21 protein-coding genes, 1 rRNA gene and 2 pseudogenes are annotated in these 19297 nt (G+C 37.2%); 7 read left to right on the top strand and 17 right to left on the bottom strand.

Features of this window, described 5'->3' with window-relative positions; genetic code table 11:
• Positions 1-53: 53 nt before the first annotated feature.
• From MLC44_RS04480 to MLC44_RS04470, 3 genes are all read right to left on the bottom strand, one after another.
• Positions 54-1340, bottom strand: a complete 1287-nt coding sequence (locus tag MLC44_RS04480) for a 3-deoxy-D-manno-octulosonic acid transferase (protein ID WP_434658622.1) — start codon at positions 1338-1340, stop codon at positions 54-56.
• A 184-nt stretch (positions 1341-1524) separates the two neighbouring features.
• Positions 1525-1896, bottom strand: coding sequence for a GtrA family protein (locus tag MLC44_RS04475; protein WP_434658621.1), 372 nt, complete (start codon positions 1894-1896; stop codon positions 1525-1527).
• Positions 1886-2818, bottom strand: coding sequence for a glycosyltransferase family 2 protein (locus tag MLC44_RS04470; protein WP_151900756.1), 933 nt, complete (start codon positions 2816-2818; stop codon positions 1886-1888). Before MLC44_RS04470 ends, MLC44_RS04475 begins: the two co-directional genes overlap by 11 nt.
• A gap of 71 nt (positions 2819-2889) precedes the next feature.
• Here MLC44_RS04470 and MLC44_RS04465 point away from each other — a divergent pair, with 71 nt between their 5' ends.
• Complete coding sequence (locus MLC44_RS04465) at positions 2890-3558, top strand: acyltransferase (protein WP_346388504.1); 669 nt, start codon at positions 2890-2892, stop codon at positions 3556-3558.
• Here MLC44_RS04465 and MLC44_RS04460 read toward each other — a convergent pair.
• From MLC44_RS04460 to MLC44_RS04450, 3 genes are read right to left on the bottom strand one after another with little or no spacing between them, the layout of a single operon-like run.
• Positions 3555-4103: an acyltransferase gene (locus MLC44_RS04460; RefSeq protein WP_346388503.1), complete on the bottom strand. Its 549-nt coding sequence runs from the start codon at positions 4101-4103 to the stop codon at positions 3555-3557. The two genes, MLC44_RS04465 and MLC44_RS04460, sit on opposite strands and share 4 nt — an antisense overlap.
• Complete coding sequence (locus MLC44_RS04455; RefSeq protein ID WP_434658618.1) at positions 4100-5179, bottom strand: glycosyltransferase family 4 protein; 1080 nt, start codon at positions 5177-5179, stop codon at positions 4100-4102. Before MLC44_RS04455 ends, MLC44_RS04460 begins: the two co-directional genes overlap by 4 nt.
• Positions 5169-6194 carry a glycosyltransferase family 9 protein gene (locus MLC44_RS04450; RefSeq protein ID WP_434658617.1) on the bottom strand — a complete coding sequence of 342 codons (1026 nt, stop codon included), beginning with the start codon at positions 6192-6194 and terminating at the stop codon, positions 5169-5171. The genes MLC44_RS04455 and MLC44_RS04450 overlap by 11 nt, the downstream gene beginning before the upstream one ends.
• 58 nt (positions 6195-6252) lie before the next feature.
• Here MLC44_RS04450 and MLC44_RS04445 point away from each other — a divergent pair, with 58 nt between their 5' ends.
• The 3 genes from MLC44_RS04445 (at position 6253) to MLC44_RS04435 (ending at position 7755) form a co-directional block, all read left to right on the top strand.
• Positions 6253-6993, top strand: a complete 741-nt coding sequence (locus MLC44_RS04445; RefSeq protein ID WP_434658615.1) for a lipopolysaccharide kinase InaA family protein — start codon at positions 6253-6255, stop codon at positions 6991-6993.
• Complete coding sequence (locus MLC44_RS04440; protein WP_434658613.1) at positions 6983-7306, top strand: glycosyltransferase; 324 nt, start codon at positions 6983-6985, stop codon at positions 7304-7306. Before MLC44_RS04445 ends, MLC44_RS04440 begins: the two co-directional genes overlap by 11 nt.
• A gap of 134 nt (positions 7307-7440) precedes the next feature.
• Positions 7441-7755, top strand: coding sequence for a hypothetical protein (locus MLC44_RS04435; protein WP_434658611.1), 315 nt, complete (start codon positions 7441-7443; stop codon positions 7753-7755).
• A 193-nt stretch (positions 7756-7948) separates the two neighbouring features.
• Here the strand turns inward: MLC44_RS04435 and MLC44_RS04430 are convergent, their stop codons facing one another.
• Positions 7949-8914: a glycosyltransferase family 9 protein gene (locus MLC44_RS04430; protein ID WP_434658610.1), complete on the bottom strand. Its 966-nt coding sequence runs from the start codon at positions 8912-8914 to the stop codon at positions 7949-7951.
• Positions 8915-9104: 190 nt separating this feature from the next.
• Between MLC44_RS04430 and MLC44_RS04425 the strand changes: the two genes are divergently transcribed.
• A complete protein-coding gene (locus MLC44_RS04425; RefSeq protein WP_434658609.1) occupies positions 9105-10394 on the top strand; it encodes a glycosyl hydrolase in 1290 nt (429 codons plus the stop codon).
• Position 10395: 1 nt separating this feature from the next.
• Positions 10396-11370, top strand: coding sequence for a lipopolysaccharide heptosyltransferase II (waaF, locus tag MLC44_RS04420; RefSeq protein ID WP_434658608.1), 975 nt, complete (start codon positions 10396-10398; stop codon positions 11368-11370).
• Here waaF and MLC44_RS04415 read toward each other — a convergent pair.
• The 3 genes and pseudogenes from MLC44_RS04415 to rfaD all read right to left on the bottom strand — a co-directional run bounded on the left by MLC44_RS04415 (position 11367) and on the right by rfaD (position 14371).
• Positions 11367-11942, bottom strand: a complete 576-nt coding sequence (locus MLC44_RS04415) for a YfaZ family outer membrane protein (RefSeq protein ID WP_151900765.1) — start codon at positions 11940-11942, stop codon at positions 11367-11369. The genes waaF and MLC44_RS04415 overlap by 4 nt on opposite strands.
• Positions 11936-13366, bottom strand: a complete 1431-nt coding sequence (gene rfaE1, locus MLC44_RS04410) for a D-glycero-beta-D-manno-heptose-7-phosphate kinase (RefSeq protein ID WP_434658606.1) — start codon at positions 13364-13366, stop codon at positions 11936-11938. Before rfaE1 ends, MLC44_RS04415 begins: the two co-directional genes overlap by 7 nt.
• Positions 13367-14371, bottom strand: a pseudogene (rfaD, locus tag MLC44_RS04405) (ADP-glyceromanno-heptose 6-epimerase).
• A 112-nt stretch (positions 14372-14483) separates the two neighbouring features.
• Between rfaD and MLC44_RS04400 the strand changes: the two are divergent.
• The gene (locus MLC44_RS04400; RefSeq protein WP_151900768.1) at positions 14484-14771 is read left to right on the top strand and encodes a c-type cytochrome; all 288 of its coding nucleotides are present in this window, start codon (positions 14484-14486) and stop codon (positions 14769-14771) included.
• A 40-nt stretch (positions 14772-14811) separates the two neighbouring features.
• Here the strand turns inward: MLC44_RS04400 and ccoS are convergent, their stop codons facing one another.
• The 7 genes and pseudogenes from ccoS to rrf all read right to left on the bottom strand — a co-directional run bounded on the left by ccoS (position 14812) and on the right by rrf (position 19271).
• A complete protein-coding gene (gene ccoS, locus MLC44_RS04395) occupies positions 14812-15054 on the bottom strand; it encodes a cbb3-type cytochrome oxidase assembly protein CcoS (RefSeq protein WP_151900769.1) in 243 nt (80 codons plus the stop codon).
• A 3-nt stretch (positions 15055-15057) separates the two neighbouring features.
• A pseudogene (locus MLC44_RS04390) lies at positions 15058-17396 on the bottom strand (heavy metal translocating P-type ATPase).
• 43 nt (positions 17397-17439) lie between these two features.
• Positions 17440-17943 (bottom strand): asparaginase domain-containing protein, encoded by a 504-nt coding sequence (locus MLC44_RS04385; RefSeq protein ID WP_230973246.1) that lies wholly within the window; start codon positions 17941-17943, stop codon positions 17440-17442.
• Positions 17927-18337, bottom strand: coding sequence for a D-glycero-alpha-D-manno-heptose-1,7-bisphosphate 7-phosphatase (locus tag MLC44_RS04380; RefSeq protein WP_434658604.1), 411 nt, complete (start codon positions 18335-18337; stop codon positions 17927-17929). Before MLC44_RS04380 ends, MLC44_RS04385 begins: the two co-directional genes overlap by 17 nt.
• Complete coding sequence (locus MLC44_RS04375) at positions 18313-18438, bottom strand: hypothetical protein (protein ID WP_434658910.1); 126 nt, start codon at positions 18436-18438, stop codon at positions 18313-18315. The genes MLC44_RS04380 and MLC44_RS04375 overlap by 25 nt, the downstream gene beginning before the upstream one ends.
• Before the next feature lie 3 nt (positions 18439-18441).
• Positions 18442-19035 (bottom strand): D-sedoheptulose-7-phosphate isomerase, encoded by a 594-nt coding sequence (locus MLC44_RS04370; protein ID WP_346388491.1) that lies wholly within the window; start codon positions 19033-19035, stop codon positions 18442-18444.
• Between the two features lie 120 nt (positions 19036-19155).
• Positions 19156-19271: ribosomal RNA gene (gene rrf / locus MLC44_RS04365) — 5S ribosomal RNA — on the bottom strand.
• Between the last annotated feature and the right edge of the window lie 26 nt (positions 19272-19297).

Here is a 19297-nt window from a genome sequence, read left to right as displayed (position 1 = left end):
GCATGTGAGTTTCGAATGAAATCTAATTTTCATTTTATATTTAAAGCCAACACCTATTGAATGACACTCTTTTTGATATACGCTTCAGTATCTTGGATGTAATTGGTATTGATAGAGTATTTTCGACTGTCTAACGCACCCATTATGTTGATAAAAGTAAAATACAACATGATAAAAATTAATATTTTTGTCATATACTTTTGTCCATATTCTTTAAGGTAAATCACAACAGGAAGAATGGCAAAAGGAAAAACAATGATAAGGTGCCAGTAGCTAAAAATAATCGGCGACAAAACAGAACTGACAAACACCCCGACAAGTGCACCAAACACATACAGAAGCAGCCATTCCTGTTTTGTTTCTATGGGTTGATGTCTTGTAAATAATTTTTCTTTGACAAGTGTGTAAAAATATCTGTTTGCTTTGTAAGATATGTAAATTGTAAAAGCACCTACTGAAAAAACAAGTGCTTTATACCCATACACAAAAATCATCTGCACAAAATGCGAAGCCCCCAGCCAGTCAAAATGTGCACTGGCAATGAGCTTGTTTGGAAAGAAAAAAGAACCGTATCGCAACCAGTAGATAAAAGATTTTAAAACAGGATAGACATGCACACCGCCCCAGCCTATATACCGTCCCGTATCATCAGCATGATGGATTATTGCACTGTTTTGCATCACGGTCAGCAAATAAGGCACCAAAGAGATACCAATAACAAGCGTTCCAAAAAACACGCCGTACCAATTTACTTTTACCATGTTTCTATAAAGCAGATAGAGTGAAATAAGCGCAAGTATAATCCACGAATAATGAAACTGCAACGCCAACCCTATAGCTGTTACATGTAAAAAAGAATAAACAAAAGAACTTTTCTCACGCTGTTTGTAGGCAGTCCAAATATGCAGGGCAGAAAAGAAAAAAAGATATGACGGATTGTATAAAATGTTTTCAAATAAAAACCAGGGATTGAGCCAGTACAGCACCAAAAAGATCAAACGAACATCTGTTTTGTATATATCTTTGAGCACACTGTCCAAGAGAAAATAAGAAGCAAGATGCAAAAATATCAAAAAAAGCATCGGTGACATCGGAGAATCATAAAGCATCACAGGCAGTGCTACCACATACGAAATCATACTCCCAGGTACATTACCGACCGCACTTGCGGCATTTCCGTAATTTATCCAGACATGTTTATATGCCCCCATATATCCTTTATAAAGCATTTGCGTCTGATCACCGGTGAGGATTTGGTGCTGTGCATAAAACCATGCCAAAAACAGACCCAAAACAAGTAAACTTATCTGAATAATTTTAAATCTTTTTTCTAAAAACAAATCAACTTCCTTTTTTAAATATTTGCAACCTAAACTTTAAACTTGAAAAGAGCACAAAGCCATTTAATCGGAATCGGTACTTTAGTGCCGACTGAGAGTGGAAAGACTATTGCAACAGCCGGCACTGAAGTACCGGTTCCGAAAAAGCATTAATTTTCTTAACTTAATGGCATTGACAAAAAAATTATTTAAATGTCCAAAACTTATGAACAACAAATGTTATAAACGGCATTATAGCAACTATGAGAAGTGTGTGCAAATAACTGTTTTGTACGGGAAAAGCATCGGAAAGAAAATACGAAGCTAAAAAAGTTCCATACTGCACCAAAAAAAATTTCATAAATTTTTTAAAATGAAAAGTGCTGTGAAATACATAAAGCGTCTGAAAAACATAAGAAAAGACAAACGCCGTAAAAAATGCAAAGGTATTGGCAACAAAAACAGAGGCCGCAAAAAAGTAAATAATTGCCCAGGCAGTCAAAAGATGCACAAGCGTTGCTATGACTCCAAAAAAGCCGTATTTTGCCAACTGAAGTATATGACTTTTAATATTCATCTTCTACTATATAAATCGGTCGGTTTTTTGATTCTACATAAATTCTGCCGATATATTCGCCGAGTATGCCTATGCCCATCAGCTGAATACCGCCTAAAAAGAGTACAACCGTAATCATAGAAGCATACCCGGGAGTATCTGCGCCAAACAAAAGCGTTTTTAAGATAATCCATGAACCGTAAATAAAAGAGATAAAAGCAAGCCCCAAACCTATATATAGCCACACACGAAGCGGTGCCGTTGAAAAACTCGTGATACCGTCAAGCGCGAAGTTCCACAACTTCCAGCCGTTAAAACTACTGTCTCCGGCAATACGCGCATCTCTTTTGTACTCAACAACCGCCGTTTTAAACCCAAGCCAGGCAAAAAGCCCTTTCATAAAACGCTGACTCTCAGGCAGTTTTTTCAGTTCTTCAACCACCCGTCGTGACATTAATCTGTAATCACCGACATTATGAGGAATCTCAATATCTGAAATTTTATTATGAATTTTGTAAAAAAATTCGGCACTGATACGTTTGGCAACACTGTCTGTTGTACGATCGACACGCTTACCAACGACCACATCATAGCCTTCTTTGTATTTTTTGATAAAATCAAGTATCAACTCAGGCGGATCTTGTAAATCAACGTCTATAGGAACGACAACTTCCCCTTTGGATGCATCAATCCCGGCTGTAAGTGCCGCCTCTTTGCCAAAGTTTCTTGAGAGATTTATTACTCGTACATTGTCATACTCTTTGGATTTTTCTTTGAGCACAGACAAAGTACTGTCACGACTCCCGTCATTTACAAAGACTATTTCAAAATCTTCACCGGTGTACGCCAAAACAGAGAAAATTTTGTTCAGAAATACATCTATAACATCTTCTTCATTATAACAGGGAACGACTATGGATAAAAAAGGATTACTATTTTTCATACACTAATTATACCTTTTTTAATTTTATTTGTGTACACTTTTCAGATAAATAAAGAGGTGCTTACAAAATCATGAACATTGACAAAATAGTAAAACTCATACGATATACTGCAGGACTTCCAAAAAGTATTTATGTCAACCTGAGACTTTTGCCACTTTCACAGGCAGTTCTTCTGCCTATAATAGTTTCCCGTAAAACAAAACTGCGTTCGTTATCTGGAAAAGTGCAACTTTCCAAAGTAAAAACCGGCATTGTTCGCATAGGTTTTGGTGGAACAGATATGATGGATTATGCTTATGAACGCACTATTTTAAAAATTACAGGAAAGATTCATTTTCAGGGCAAAACAAAAATTGGCGTAGGTGCAAAAATAATGGTCAGCGGAAACCTTACTTTAGGAGACAGGTTTGATATCACCGGTGACGCCACCATAATCTGTGCAAAAGAGATTGAAATCGGGAACAACACTATGATAGCGTGGCAAAGTATCCTTATGGATACCGACCAGCATGCTATTTATAATGCGCAGCATACTGTTATCAATCAAGATAAAAAAATCACTATTGGCAATAATGTCTGGATAGGGGCGAGAAGTTTGATACTCAAAGGGTCTGTAATTCCGGATGGCTGTATTGTCGGTGCAAATACAACAATTACAAAATCTTTCACTACGAAAAAAAGTATTATTGCAGGCAATCCTGCTGAAATTTTAAAAGAAAATATAAGTTGGAATCATTAATGCATCCAGTTCGTGATACCTTTTTTCACAACAACAGCCGGATTTCCGACAGCGATAGAAAAAGCAGGAATATTTTTTGTCACAGTAGCATTGATGCCTAACACACTCCCGTCCCCTATATCTACTCCTTTCAAAACAGTAACGTTATCAGCAAGCCAGACGTGTTTGCCTACTGCAATGTCTTTACCTTCATTGATAACAGCAGTGTCGACATAAATAAAATGCCCGTCTGAAGTCATAATTTTCACATTTCTAGACAACATACACTCATCCCGAATAATTAATTTTTTGCCTTCTTTTGCTGAGAGATAGCAACCGTGACCCACAATAGTATTTTTACCTATATGTATGGAGCAGTTGTCTCCTAAAATTTCTATCTGTGTGTATCGTATCGTTACACCGTCTTCAATAGTCAGGCTGTTATTTTTTCCTTTTATGGAAATATCACAGTTGGTAATTTTTGCGTTTTTTGAAAGCGACAAAACGACGCTGCCTTTGATTCTTATTTTATTGCGGAGCTTCTGAAGGAGTGTAAATTTTTTCATCTTATTACTCTGTAGAGTTTCTCAAGCTGTGCAGTATAATCAAACTTTTCTTTTACTTTTTTAAAAGCTGCTTGAGCAATTCCTTCCTTTACATGTAAATCATTATATAAAAATCGGATTTTCTCTCCCAAGTCATCTACACTTCCGTCAAACAGCAGTCCATCCACACCCTCATCTATAATTTCCAATGGCCCCCCTTTGCATGTAGCTATGACCGGAATTCTGTTTGCCATCGCTTCAATGACTACAAGGCCAAAGGTTTCGTTTTCTGTGGCAAGCACATTCACGTCAAAAAGTTGCATATGTTCGTTCACATCTTTTGTAAAACCGGTAAAAATCACTTGTTGTTCTATGCCCAACTTTTTTACATACGCCTGCAGTTCCTGTGCATAATTATCATCCATAAAAGCTCCCACAACAACTGCTTTTAGATTTGCATCTTTTAAACCAACGACAGCTTCTAAAACTTTATACTGTCCTTTGCCTTTTTCTATTCTGCCGACAATTCCGACAACAAAAGCATCTTTAAGTTGATATTTTTGTCGCAATTGCGCCACTTTATCTGCATCTGTCTCCGGAGTTTTTACGCCAAGATAGACCATTTCAAGTTGCGGTCTTACTTCTGCAGGAATGAACTTTTCAAGCTGTTTTTTCACCTGCAGGGTTACCGCATGTATCATATCAATATTTTTATAAAGCCATTTATGGTAAAAATCATCTTTAAATCGTGTCATTCCCATATGTCGGCTCTGCACCAGCTTTGGTTTTTTTCTGCTCAGTACTTTAGCCAAAACAGCCGTTACGATATCTTTACTCCAGTGAAAATGTACTATATCAATGTCATTTTCATCTATATATTTAGCCAGTTGCAAAGCCGGTATAAATGGAAAAAATTTATTTCGTTTAAGATAAAATTTGTCATTGATATCAAGATAGTCATCAAGTTTGCTTTGCGGTGCTACAACCACTTTACATGTAGTCTTTTTAGAAAACTCTTCATAACAACTTGCCACAAACATTTCAAGCCCACCCAGTCCGTGTGCCAGACACAATTCCAAAATATTTTTATTTTTCATACAGTTTGTCTATGAGTTGTTTTGTAACGGCGAACACATCCGCAACTTCCGGTGAGGTATATTCAACATTAAAAACACAGTCATGCTTCTCTTCGCGTGGCCAATACCGAAACGGCGGTATATGAAAAAAGATGCCTACTGTCGGAATCTCCAATGCAATGCCCATATTTCGTACACCGGTGTCATTAGAAACAAGGCATCGACTGTTTGCCAAAAAGTGCATTACTTCTTTTATGGGCATAACTTCTTGAAGTTTTATGTTTTTTCTCTCTTTGAGCGGTTCGTAAATTTCATAAAATTTTTCATCTTTGCCGATACCTTGAAGAATAACATGATCATAATCCTGATAGTTTTGGGACATCTTTGCAATTAACTCCCGAAACTTATCTTCCTCCCAACACTTGCTTTTTGTCGAAGCACCGGCAAAATAAACGATTTGTTTGAGATCCTCTGTTTTCGGGTATAGTTTTTCCAATCCGTAATGAAGCGGAAACTCTGTTTTTGCCCCTAAAATATTGAGCATATGTTCCACAGAAACAGCCTCCACAACAAAATCACTTCTGAGTGTCGCTATATCAAAAAACATTCTTCTGATAGTTCTATACGGGTAACCTATTTTTAATTTTGCCTGAGACAAAAAAACCAGTAAAAGGCTCAAAGTACTGTCTGTCAAATCAAATATAATATCCTGAGGAGGCAGTTCTTTTGCCTCTTTTATCCGCGTAAGAAGTCCTGTTTTTGAACCATCTTCTTTATATCTGCTCATTACATGTAATGCATCTGTCAGATCCTCTGGAATGCCGTACATATAATGTTTTACAACACTTAAAGTAATTTTTGCATTGGGGAAAAATTTACGAAGTTCTATCAAAAAAGGACGTATGTTCATAAAGTCGCCGATAGCCGCATGACGGATAACTGTTATACTTTTTATATCTTGCGGTTTTTTGTCTTTTAAATATTCTCGTGCTTTTTGAGATGCAAATGCACTGCCTCTTCTAAAATTTAACTTCAAGCTAATGCCTTTTTTTGTATAATTATTTTTATTATACAAAATTATTTATGAGAGTTCTATGAAATACAAACTAAATCCGTCTTTTGAAAATGAGTTTAAAGATTTTTTGCTGCACATGCAAAAATATTTCAGGGATAACAAAAACTCTATTCACAAAGCCCGCAATGAACTAAAAATAATTTCTTACAAAGAGATACAGACTGTTGTCAAATCTTTTAAAATTCCAAACTTCTTTCGTCGCATTTTTTATACCTGTTTTCGGGATTCAAAAGCAAAAAAATCGTATGACAACTCCATAAAAGTAGGCAATTTTGCACCTGAACCTATCGGGTATATTGAGTTTTACAGACAGGGACTTCTGGCTGAGAGTTATTTTGTGGCAAAAAAATTTGATTATGATTTTACAATCCGAGAACCTTTACTCGATAGAAATTTTCCAAAAAGAGAAAAAATTCTAAAAGCCTTTGCCCGCTTCAGTCTGCAACTGCATAATGCCGGTATATTTCACAATGACTATTCTCCGGGAAATATTTTGATCAAACAAGAAGCTGAAAACTATATATTTAAAATAGTAGATGTTAACCGCATGGATTTTTGTTCCCTAAATGAAAATAAAAGAGCAAAAAGCTTTGCAAAACTCTGGGCAAGCAATGCAGATTTACGGATCATTGCGCAGGAGTATATGCAACACCGCAAAGTCAAAGAAGATTTTGTACAAAAGGTTATAGAGTATTCTGTTCAAAACAAAAGACGAAAAAACTTCAAAAAACGACTCAAAGGAAAAGAAATTGATTGGTAATATCTCTGCTGTCGTATTAGCAAAAAACAACGAAGCAACTATACAAAAAACACTCCAATCTCTGCGCGAATTTGAAGATGTTGTGGTGTATGACAACGGTTCTACTGACAAAACAATGGAGATTGCAAAACAGTTTTCAAATGTAAACTTAGTCCAAGGCGAATTTAAAGGTTTTGGCTGGAGTAAGAACAGAGCGGCAGGTTTTGCCAAAAATGATTGGATTCTCATCATCGACAGCGATGAAGTCATCGATGATACTTTGAAAAGACACTGCAACAAAAAAAGCTTGATGCGCACACTGTCTATATTCTAAATTTTCGAGCTTTTTACAAAAATATAGAAGTCAAACACTGTGGCTGGAACAATCAAAAAATCAAACGCCTCTACAATAGAACCGTCACAAAGTATAATGACAATGATGTCCATGAAGACATCATCACAGAGGGTTTGCATACAGAGATTTTAGACGGCAACGTACTGCATTACAGCTACCAGAGCATAGAGCAGTTTATAAACAAAGCCAACACCTACTCCACTCTTTTTGCAAAAAACAATGCAGGAAAAAAAAGTTCTTCTCCGGCAAAAGCTTTCTTTAACGGAGCCTATTCTTTCATTAAAACCTATTTTTTCAAACAGGGATTTCGAGACGGCTATGTGGGACTTGTCATCGCCTGTTCGCATATGGTGACGAATTTTTATAAATATATCAAACTCTATGAACTCAATAAAGAACAAAAAAACAAAAAACCCGGTCGGCACTAAAGTACCGATTCCAAAATATTTCTCGGAACCGGTACTGCAGTGCCGGCTGTTAGAACTTTCTTGCCATTTTCAGCCCAGACTACAGAAAAAATTTAGTTTTTTTCCAAGTTATGCTTTAGCATTAAAAGTCTGAGTTCCAAAGTGTTTCTCAGAACCGGTACTTCAGTGCCGGCTGGTGTATGCCTGAATATTTTTATACGTTTAGCAAATCATGTTTCACTGCTTCAAACATCTCTGCACGCTTGGCTTTATCACTCGGCAACATATAATGTGTTTGCAGTTTTTCATCCCCAACGGCTTTCCATCTCTGCGCACTTGCAAACTTTGAGTCACCAAAAAATGTCATCGTCGGGGTTCCTGCTAAAGATGCCAAATGATAGGTACCTGTAGAAGTAGAGATAAAAAGTTTAAAACTGCTGATAAGTCTTGCAAAATTTACTATGCCGTCATTTGAGAGATAAAAAATAGCATCAGTATCTTGCAGACGCTTTTGCATCTCTTCTTCTAGGCTTTTTTCATCCGGACCAAAAGTTAGTACTACGCTATACCTGTTTACATGTAAGGTTTCACGAATCAGTATTTCATACTCATCCAAATTCCAGTTGGCATCCGAAGAACCGCCAAAACCTACATGAAAAGCTATAACATCTTTTGTTATATTATACTTTTGGCAAAACTTTTCATACTCCTTTTGGGCATTATCAAACTGAAGCAGTGGTTTTGGATATTGCAGTTTAATATCCGGAAAAAGAGTTTGTGTCAGTGCAAGATTGTATTCAAACTCAGCCATTTTAACTTCACTGCGTCTCTGTTTTATTCGTTTGTTATAAAAGATCTGCGCTATTTTTGTTGCGGGAGCAATTCTTGTTGGTATGCCTGCTAAAAACTGTGCAAGCGCCACTCTTGTATTTGAAAAAAGCGTGACTGATGCATCAATATCTGAATGTTTGAGCTTTTTGGCAAGTGAAAAAACAGAGCTTCTTCCATCATCTACAATAACCTCATCTATAAAGTTACATGTAAGTGCCAAAGCTTTGTTCACAGGAGCGACAAGTGCTATGATTTTATTTTTAGGATTATGCTGTTTAAGGAGATACATTGCCGGCAACGCTGTTATAAAATCGCCTAGCTTGTCTGTACGCACGACCAATATTCTCATTCCGTATTATCCTAACAAAAGAATTCAAAACTAATTTTTATTTTTTTCGGAAACGATGCTTTAGCTTCGTCTTTTAGACATATAAGCAAATCAGCCCAGGTTAAAATCCAGGTTCCAAAAAAAGTACATAATTTTTATAATCTGTCTCAGTTTTTATGTATTTTATCCTAAAAAGGATATAATCCTACTTATGAAAAAACCTTTTACCTGGGATGACTATTCCGACCAACCGGCACCGCTGCAAGATAAGAGATACAAAAAGTCTATGCGTAAAAAAGAGAAATTTTCTTTGCTTTTCACATTTGTCTCTTCTTTGATTATTCTTCCCTTGAGTATTTTGATGATGCCATTTGTCAAAAGAAAAGAGGTTAATACAGCAAACTTTTTCTCTTTAGGTGTCGACTGGCAGAGAAACACTCAAGAGACACAGGCAATGCTTGAAGAGTTGAAAGTAAAAAGCATTCTTGTCCGTTTTAAACTTTGGGAGATGGACCGACTCAATGAACTTGCAGCATTTATAGAGCAAAACAGAAATAAGCAGATTATACTTAAAATCCTGCAGGACCGTGAACATATAGAAGATTTACAACTCCTTAAAAATAATTTACATGTAATCTTTACAAGCTTGGGCACCTCTGTAACACGCTATGAAATCGGTTCAACACTCAACCGTGCAAAGTGGGGATTTTTCTCCGTACGCGAATATCTTGATTTTTATAAAGTTGCATATGATTTGAAAAAAAAGGAATTTCCCGACATTCGACTCCTTGGCAGCGGTGTTATAGATTTTGAATTTTACTTTACTGTACACACTCTTTTTAACTTTTGCAAATGCAGATATGACGGCATTGCGGCACTTTTATATGTTGACAGACGCGGTGCTCCTGAAAATACACAGCTCGGATTTACCCTAAGCGATAAAATTGCCCTGCTGAGCACTCTGGTGTGGCTCTCTTTAAAAACAAAACAGGAGTTACATGTAACCGAAGTGAACTGGCCTCTCTCAAATACGGCACCTTATGCACCGACAAGTGAGTATGAATGTGTCAGTGAAGCACTCTATGCTGATTATATGCTGCGCTACTATCTTTTGACTTTTGCTTCCCAGCAGGTCGATTCTGTCTCCTGGCATCAGCTCATAGCTCCTGGCTACGGTCTGGTTGACAACAGAGAAGGGATTAAAAAAAGAGAAGCTTTTTATACTTACATGTACATGCTTCAAACACTTGAAAATGCGCAGTTTTTACGCATGGATATTAAACGAGGCTACTACACAATGCAGGTACTTGTCAATGACAAGATACTTCAAATCCACTGGTCACTCAAAGAAACAACCCTCCAAAATCAAGACTTTTTTGATGTTTACTCCAAAACCGGTGAAAAAATAAAAGATGAAACCTTGACTGTCGGCTCTTCTCCTTTGTATATTTTCATTACAAAAGAGGTAGGAAAACAGGTCAATGCAAGTGAGCGCATCTAATATGAAAATTTTAATCATTTTGCCAAACTGGCTGGGTGATGCCATCATGGCAACTCCGGCCATAGAACTTTTGGCTTTAAAATATCCCAATGCACAGTTTACTTTTGTCGGCAGTTATGTCAGCATAGAAGCACTCAAACACCACCCTTTATGTGAACGCGCCATTGTTGATGAGACAAAAAAAGCATCTTCGCGTCTTGTGGCAACCTACAGACTGGCAAAAGAGCTGGGAACTTTTCATCTGGCAGTCAGCTTTCGGGATCAAATCCACTCTACACTGTTACTGCGTTTTACAAACACCGTCATCTGCTGTGCAAGGGCTTCGTGGCATTCAAGACTGCTTCTTTCACACACACCGAAGATCAGAACAAACCAACACTTGGTAGAGCAGTACACACAAATTGCCATGGTCAATGTAGATAATTTTACCCAGGAAATTCCACCGCTCAAACTATATATAAAGGCAAAAAGTTTTGAAAAACCGACACTTGGTATCAATGCCGGTGCAACCTACGGCAGTGCAAAAAGATGGTACCCCGAACGTTTTGCCAAAGTTGCGGCTTATTTTAGCAAACAGTATGACATTATAATATTCGGCGGGCCCAATGAGGTCGAAATGGCACAAGAGATAGAAGATAATCTCAAAGCTTTACATGTAAACAACTATATAAATTTAGCCGGAAAAACAAATATAGAGGAGTTGTGTGCAAATATCGGCGGCTGTTCTCTTTTTATTACCAACGACAGTGGACCTATGCATCTAGCTGCCGCGTATCAAGTACCCACAGTAGCTATCTTTGGACCGACAAGATATAAAGAGACTTCGCAGTGGAAAAATGAAAAGAGTATCATCGTACGGCATGAACTCGACTGTAGTCCGTGTATGAAGCGGGAATGCCCACTTAAGCATCACGACTGCATGAAAGGCATTACAGCTTCTGAGGTTATAGAAGCTGTAAAACAGTCAGCAGTTTAAAATTCAAATTTAAACCCTATATATCCTGATGCATTGTATGTGAAATTTCCTCTTAGATCATCATAATCAGTTCTGATGTGCCGGTATCCAAGCACAACATGACCATGATCGATAACCTCGGCATCACATTCCACTCTGTATTCAAAATATTTATTTGCTTTGTCAAAGCTTAAAACTTTTGGCGCATAATAAACATCTGCGTGTAAAGCCATAGGGACGACTGTTGCCGAAGGTAAAGCATATTCAAATACAATTCCCAAAGGCAAAGCTCTGTAATCCTTTGTATAGTTCGCTTTAATACCCAAACCAACAGACAGGTCACTCTCACCCACCTCTTTTTTCATTAAAAAACTAACTTCATACAGTGCTTCATTGTTTACACGATTTGCATTATCAGCATCTAAAAATCGAACTCCCACAAACATTGTTTCCGGTTCAACATTCTCATTAAACTGTCCAACATCAAGATTTGCATTTAATTCTAAATCTTCATTGTTTATATTGATACTTGCACTGTTCATTGCAAATACAGCCACAGCCGAAACTGCCATTAAAGTGATTTTTTTTAACATGTTTTTCCTTGTATTTTTTCTATTGTTTTTGTTGTACTTTTGCCATCGACAAAATCAACCAGTCGTAACTCACCAGCAAATTCCGTACCTATAACCTCTTTTCCTGTATAATCCCCTCCTTTTACAAGCACATCCGGCTCTATCATTTTAATCAGTTCATAGGGTGTATCTGCTTCAAAAGGCACGACAAAATCGACCGCTTCAAGTGCAGCCAGCAAATAGGCTCTGTCCTCCGCAGGATTTACAGGACGGCTCGGACCTTTGAGACGAGAAACCGAGGCATCAGAATTAAGCCCGACAATCAAAACATCCCCAAAACTTTTGGCAATTTGCAAATACTTTACATGCCCTACATGCAAGATATCAAAACAGCCATTTGTAAAGACTATTTTTTTACCGCTTTTTTTGTATCTTTGCACAATGGCATCGATCTCTTCAAAATTTTTAATATGCGCATCCGAGGTACTTTTATGCAAAGAAGCCTCATAATCTTCTATCTCATCAATGGTTACTGTAGCCGAGCCTATTTTGCCAACCACGACACCTGCTGCAAGATTTGCAAATGCTGCTGTCTCTTCAAGACTTTTGCCGACACTTAAAGCAAATGCAATAGAGGCTATCACCGTATCACCCGCACCTGTTACATCAAATACTTCTTTGGCAACGGTAGGAAAAATTTTTACTTCCTCTTCATATGTTGCTATTCCCTCTTCTGAAAGTGTTATCAAAGAAACATCCAAATCACACTCATTTTTCAGTTTCAAGAGTGCTTTTTTTAAAGATGCTTCATCATTTATATCAATACCTGTTGCCAAAACCGCTTCTTTTTTATTTGGTGTCAGCAGATAAGCTCCACGATATTTTGAAAAATCTTTTCCTTTTGGATCAACCAAGACTTTTACATTATGTTTTTTTGCAAGTTTGATGATGCCCTGTGAAAGTTCCTGTGTCAACACGCCTTTGCCGTAGTCGGACAAAATCACTGCATCATAGGTATCAATACTTTTTGCAAGGGAATCTAAAATCTTTTGTACACTTCTTGGAAGTATGTCATTTTTACTCTCTTTGTCATATCTGAGAATTTGTTGGGAAACGGCAATAACACGACTCTTTTTTGATGTTTTTCTGTTCTTCTCTATAATTAAATTTTGCGTATTGACATTAATAGCATGCAACATTTTCACAAGTTCTTTACCATTGTCATCATCACCCATCACACTGCTGACACTGACATTTGCACCCAAAGCTTTTAGATTGTTAACCACATTTCCCGCACCGCCTAAAACTGTCGTTTCTTTATTGATATCCACAACCTGCACAGGTGCTTCAGGAGAGATTCGTTCACAACTTCCCCAAAGGTAGTGGTCAATCATCAAATCGCCCAGAACCAAAATGTTTGGTTTTGCCTCTTTAAATACCTGCATCTATTTTACTTCTGCCTCATATATACGTTTAATTTCAGGAATATATTCTTTTATGCCCTCTTCCATCTCATAAGCCGGTGTATAGCCCAAAGCCTCTTTCGCTGTTGCTATATCTGCTTCTGTATGAAACTGATACGAACCGATAAACGGGTTTGGAATATATTCGCATTCCAAAGAGGTACCCAGCTCTTTTTGCAAAATATCAACAATATCCTGAAAACTTCTCGCCTTTCCTGTTCCGACATTGTATATACCGCTTGTATTTGGCTGCATTGCTTTTATATTGGCCTGTATAATATCTTCTATATAGATAAAATCTCGAAGAATTTTATCACTGCCTTCAAAAAGACGGGATTTTTTCTGCAAGTATCTGATGTCCAAACTGCAACACCATCGAAGCCGTTGTGTTTTTAAAATATTCACGCGCACCGTACACATTAAAATAACGAAGCCCTACTATATTGATATCGCACTCTTTCATATACTCGCGGCTTAAATGATCCATAGAGAGTTTTGAAAAACCGTACACATTGTTTGGAGCTTCTCGTCCTACCGCTGCGGAGACTCAGCATTTCCGTATGTTGCGGCAGAAGATGCATATATCATACTGGCATTATGTGCCACTGCCAAATCAAGCAGATCTTTATAGGCATTGACATTTGTTTTTATCATCAAATCCTGTTCCTGTGCCGTTGTATCAGAAATGGCCGCTTCATGGAAAATATAATCAAAGTCATAATTTACTTCCAAGTCAAGCAGTAAATCTTTATCGTTAATATCACCGCTGATAATTTCACCGTTAAAGCCTATGAGATTTTTAAAATGTCCGAAACTTTTTAAATTTCCGTTACTCAGTGTCTCTGTGCTTCGAAAACTGTCAAGTACCACAATTTTGGCATCCGGATGGTTTTCTTGAAAATAAAATGCTAAATTTGAACCGATAAATCCCGCACCGCCTGTAATAAGTATTGTTTTGTCTTTTAAGTCATCTTCTATGTATCGCATCTTCCCATCCGTCTAAATAAATTTTAATAAAATGATACCTTTTAATTCATTAACAAGTATTTAAGACTTTACCCATTATAATATAAATTGAATTCGAAATTAAGGAAACAAAATGAAAAAAATCGTAATCGCTTCAATCGCTACATTAGCATTAGTTACAGCTGCATCTGCTGCAGTAAACGGGAAAGCTTGTGCTGCATGTCATGGTGCTAACTGGGAAAAGAAAGCAATGGGTAAATCTAAAGTTGTTGCTAACATGACTCACGCTGAAATTGCTGAGGCTCTTAAAGGGTATAAAGCTGGAACTTTCGGCGGACCAATGAAAGGTATCATGAAAGGGCAGGTTGCTCGTTATTCTGACGCTGATTTAGAAGCTTTTGCTCAAACAATCGGTAAATAGTATTTTTAGAGTTACCTTTTTGGGTAACTCATTCTTACCGTCATTCAGGTCTGTAATCTTTCTTTCGCAGACTTTCTTTCTTTTTATCTTTTAACTCTTTTACTCTTTGCTCTTTTTCATAAGCATCATTTAAATCATCTGTTCCGTCAAATTTTACCGCATTTAAAAAATGTTCCGAATCATCAAACTGCCCTTTCTTTATCGCCCATATCAAAGCCACAACAGCTATGCTTCCTAAAAAAATAGACACTCCAAGCATCATACCTATTACCCAACTGCTCATACTCTAATCCTTATACCCAAATTTGATTCTCATTGAATTTCCTACTACTATTAATGAACTTACACTCATGGAAATCGCTGCAATAAGAGGAATAATATATCCTGCCATTGCCAACGGAATTGTAATAGCGTTATAAATAAAAGAGAGTGCAAGATTCTCTTTTATCATTGTAAATGTTTTTTTAGAGATTTTAAAACTGTCATAAAGTGAACTGAATGTATCATTTAAAAGCACTACATCACTCACCTCTATGGCAATATCACTTCCGTTGCCCATTGCTATTGCAATATCTGAACCTGCCAAGGCTAAAATATCATTCACCCCGTCCCCGGCCATAACGGTTACTTTGGCATCTTCATGCAGGTTTTCTATAAATACGGCTTTGTCCTGAGGTGTCAGTTCATATTTGTACTGTTCAATTCCAACGAGTTGCGCTACTTTTTTGGCACTCTCTTCATGGTCTCCTGTGAGCATAATTATCTCTATACCCATTTTTTAATTTTGGCTATAGCCTCTTTTGCATCCTCACGCGGTATGTCAAAAAGTTCATATTTAGCCAAAAGTTCTCCGCCGTACGCAAAATAAAATTCACTGTTTTGGCTTGAACTACAGACGTCAATCCCTATGGTTTGCATGAGTTTCGCATTCCCGCCTGCAAGCATCTTCCCGTCATACATCGCGCTCAAACCCTGCGAAGGTATATTTTGAAAGCTTTCCAGTTCTAAGGGATCCAAATCCTCATCAAAAATATATTTTTCCACACCTTTGGCAACAGGGTGTTTTGAGTTAAGCAATAACGAATAAAGCATAGACTTGTGAAACGGCAGAAATATTTCCTCTTTGACAACCTCAGGTCGACCTTTTGTAATCGTTCCTGTTTTATCAAGTAATAAAACATCTGCCTTTGCCATTGTCTCAAGCTGAGCAGCTTCTTTAAAAAGTATCCCCCTTTTTGAAGCGATAGAGAGACCGACCAGTGTTGCGACAGGTGTCGCCAGAGCAAGGGCACAGGGACAGGCTATCACTATAACGGCAATACTGATCATAAAAGACTGCTCAAAATTGGATGAGTAAAGATACCATCCGATAAAAGTTATAAAAGAGAGTGCCAGTATCACTTCGGAAAAATATTCACTCAGCCTGTTTGCCAACTGCTGAATTTTTGGCTTGTTATTCATTGCATTTTCCAGCAAGGCTACAATATTACTCATTGTGGAGTGTGCAAAATCTCTCGTAACTTTATATTTGACATCGGCATCAATACTTACCGTTCCACTGATGATATTCTCTCCTGCAGTTTTAAAAACAGGCTCACTCTCACCGGTCAGGCTTGATTCATCAAAATTTCCGCTTCCTTCTTGTATCTCACCGTCAAGAGCAACACGTTCTCCTGAATTTACCAAAACAATTTCGCCTACAATGACATCATTGACATTTTTCGTACTAATCTTTTTATCCACAACAACTTTAACATCATTTGGCAGATGATGATTCATAATATCCAAAGTATCGGCAATACTTTTTTTACTTAAAACCTCTAAGAATTTTCCAACCAGTACAAAAGTAATAATCATCGTCACCGAATCAAAATAGGCTTCACCACTGCGCGTAACAGTAATATAAATAGAGTATATATAGGTTAGTATCGCCCCAGTAGCAACAAGTGTGTCCATATTTACTGTTTTTGTCTTCATCCCGTAATACATTCCGCGAATGAAAGGCCATCCACTGTAAAAAAGTACAGGAGTTGCTAAAACCCACTCTCCGATATTGAGTATATGTTTGATATTTTCAGATATACCACTGAAATAACCGGCATACTGCGCAACCATAATCGTCATCATGTTCATCGTCGCAAAAACAGCAACAGCCATCCGTGTGTAATATTCCTTTCGCTCCTTATCTGCTTTTTGTTCCTGCAGTGAAGCATCATAAGGGTATGCATCATATCCGATGGCACGAATCATATCTATAATTTTGGAGAGTTTGACCGTATCATCATCCCAGACAATCTTTGCTTTGTTGTTTGTATAATTGATGTTCGTAGCAATAACACCTTGCATATTTGTCAAAGCTTTTTCGTTCAGCCAGACACATGCAGCACAGTGAATACCCTCAATAACCAAAGAAACTTCACAGAAGCCATCTTTATTGAGTGTAACAAAGCGTTCATAAAATGCCGGCGAATCAAAATTTAAAGAGTCTTCGTACTGCTGTGAAGGCGGTGCAAGTTTATTATTGCCCAGCTTATCATAAAAACCGTCCAATCCTTCATCTGAAAGTAAATGAAATACACCCTGACAGCCGTTACAGCAAAAGTAATGTTCATCCTCTTGTATCATTACATCTTTTGAAAATTCTAAATGACAGTGATCACAGGCTATTTTATCTGACAACTTCAAACTTCCCTATATTTCTGTTTTTTTGAATGTTTTTCCAAGGTTCGACTAAGCCGCTCATACATATATAAACACCATTTTTTTCTACCGCTTTTGCATATCCGATAGCCATACCAAGATTTAAGGATGCTTCAATATTGTCAATTTCAAACGGTTTCATAGCGCCCGTAATAATGATTTTTCTGTCATCAAATACTTCATCCAAAAACTCGGCACTGAGCTCCATAGTGTCGGTGCCGTGCACTATCACAAAAGTATCTTCTGTTGATTCCCGTATAATATCAGCAAGCATACGTCTGTCATTACTGTCCATCTCCAGACTGTCTTTGTAAACGACTCCTGCAAGATTGTACACTTCCTGAGCACTGAATAAAATTCTTTCAATAGCTGCATTGTCATAAGGAACTTCAAGTTCTCCGCTTATTTCATTGTATCGTTTGTTAAATGTACCACCACTGTTGAGTATCAGCATTTTATTTCCATATTTCATCAAGTTTACTGACTGTTTTTGTTGCTTTGGAACTTCTGATCTGATTTATTTCATCAAATAAATATGTTTCTGAAATACCGGCATTTATGGCAGCCTCAATATCCCGTTCCTTATCACCAATCATTAAAGAATGTGTTAAATCCAAATTAAATTCTTTTTGTGCTTCCAAAATCATTCCCGGTTCAGGTTTTCTGCAACTACATTTTATATTAATATCCGGATGATGCGGGCAATGATAGACTTTTGCAATATCAATATTTCTCTTTTTAAACTCTTGTATCATCCAGTCTGTAAGCAACTCAAAATCTTCTTCTGTATAATATGCTCTCGCTATACCAGACTGATTTGTTACAATAATAATCAAATATCCTAAATTCTGATAATGTTTACACAAATCAAATATACCATCAATAAATTCAAAATCTTCTCTCTTATAGAGATACTCTTTTCAACATTGACAACACCGTCTCTATCTAAAAAAAGTGCCTTTTTCATCTCTTATCTGCCAACACCCTCACCAAATATCTCTTTCTCAATGATGTCGCAAAGAATATGTCCTATCAATATATGAGCTTCCTGAATTCTAGGTGTTGCATTTGAAGGAACAATAAGGGCAATATCAGCCATTTTTGCCATTTCACCACCATCACGACCCGTGAGAGCAACTGTCATAATCTTTTTTTTCTTTGCAGACTCAAATGCCTTAATAATATTAAGTGAATTACCAGAAGTTGAAATACCGATAAAAATATCACCTTCTTGTCCCATTCCTTCAAGTTGACGGGAAAAGACCTGATCATATCCGTAATCGTTGCCAATGGCAGTAAGATTTGATGTATCTGTAGTAAGCGCCAATGAAGGAATGGAAGGTCTGTCAAAACCGTACCTGCCCACAAGTTCCGCAGCAATATGCTGTGCATCCGCAGCACTGCCTCCGTTTCCTGCAAGAATTGTTTTTTTGTTTGTATGACGGTATATATTCACGCACTCATACGCCACCTTTTCTATCTTAGAAAGTAAATCATCATTTTCATAAATAGCCTGTTTTGTTTCATATGATTTTTTAATTTGATCTTTTATATATTTTTTCATATATCATCCTAAAATTATATATAAAATAATATCATAGAATTACTTAGTAAAAGGTAGATTTGGTAAAAAAGTCAGTTGTTTGATTAAAATGATTAAAAGTTAGGAAGAAAAATCTGATCAACTAGGCAGCGACCTACATTCCCACAAGTGAAACCTGCAGTATTATCAGCGATGAGAGGCTTAGCTTCTGGGTTCGGAATGGGGCCAGGCGTTTCCCTCTCTCTATAGCCACCTAGACAAGATCAGATATAAAGACATCTGA

This window comes from Sulfurimonas sp. NW9 (assembly GCF_051132275.1).
GTDB classification, from domain to species: Bacteria; Campylobacterota; Campylobacteria; order Campylobacterales; family Sulfurimonadaceae; genus Sulfurimonas; species Sulfurimonas hydrogeniphila.
Note: the sequence above shows the minus strand (reverse complement) of the source record. Positions and strands in the feature narration are given on the sequence as shown.

What these genes read in the sequence shown, in the direction of transcription:
- MLC44_RS04475 (WP_434658621.1), bottom strand. Translation starts at nt 1,896, where the DNA reads ATGAATATTAAAAGTCATATACTTCAGTTGGCAAAATACGGCTTTTTT.
- MLC44_RS04470 (WP_151900756.1), bottom strand. Translation starts at nt 2,818, where the DNA reads ATGAAAAATAGTAATCCTTTTTTATCCATAGTCGTTCCCTGTTATAAT.
- MLC44_RS04465 (WP_346388504.1), top strand. Translation starts at nt 2,890, where the DNA reads ATGAACATTGACAAAATAGTAAAACTCATACGATATACTGCAGGACTT.
- MLC44_RS04460 (WP_346388503.1), bottom strand. Translation starts at nt 4,103, where the DNA reads ATGAAAAAATTTACACTCCTTCAGAAGCTCCGCAATAAAATAAGAATC.
- MLC44_RS04455 (WP_434658618.1), bottom strand. Translation starts at nt 5,179, where the DNA reads ATGAAAAATAAAAATATTTTGGAATTGTGTCTGGCACACGGACTGGGT.
- MLC44_RS04445 (WP_434658615.1), top strand. Translation starts at nt 6,253, where the DNA reads ATGAAATACAAACTAAATCCGTCTTTTGAAAATGAGTTTAAAGATTTT.
- MLC44_RS04430 (WP_434658610.1), bottom strand. Translation starts at nt 8,914, where the DNA reads ATGAGAATATTGGTCGTGCGTACAGACAAGCTAGGCGATTTTATAACA.
- MLC44_RS04425 (WP_434658609.1), top strand. Translation starts at nt 9,105, where the DNA reads ATGAAAAAACCTTTTACCTGGGATGACTATTCCGACCAACCGGCACCG.
- waaF (WP_434658608.1), top strand. Translation starts at nt 10,396, where the DNA reads ATGAAAATTTTAATCATTTTGCCAAACTGGCTGGGTGATGCCATCATG.
- MLC44_RS04415 (WP_151900765.1), bottom strand. Translation starts at nt 11,942, where the DNA reads ATGTTAAAAAAAATCACTTTAATGGCAGTTTCGGCTGTGGCTGTATTT.
- rfaE1 (WP_434658606.1), bottom strand. Translation starts at nt 13,366, where the DNA reads ATGCAGGTATTTAAAGAGGCAAAACCAAACATTTTGGTTCTGGGCGAT.
- MLC44_RS04400 (WP_151900768.1), top strand. Translation starts at nt 14,484, where the DNA reads ATGAAAAAAATCGTAATCGCTTCAATCGCTACATTAGCATTAGTTACA.
- ccoS (WP_151900769.1), bottom strand. Translation starts at nt 15,054, where the DNA reads ATGAGCAGTTGGGTAATAGGTATGATGCTTGGAGTGTCTATTTTTTTA.
- MLC44_RS04385 (WP_230973246.1), bottom strand. Translation starts at nt 17,943, where the DNA reads ATGAAATATGGAAATAAAATGCTGATACTCAACAGTGGTGGTACATTT.
- MLC44_RS04375 (WP_434658910.1), bottom strand. Translation starts at nt 18,438, where the DNA reads ATGAAAAAGGCACTTTTTTTAGATAGAGACGGTGTTGTCAATGTTGAA.
- MLC44_RS04370 (WP_346388491.1), bottom strand. Translation starts at nt 19,035, where the DNA reads ATGAAAAAATATATAAAAGATCAAATTAAAAAATCATATGAAACAAAA.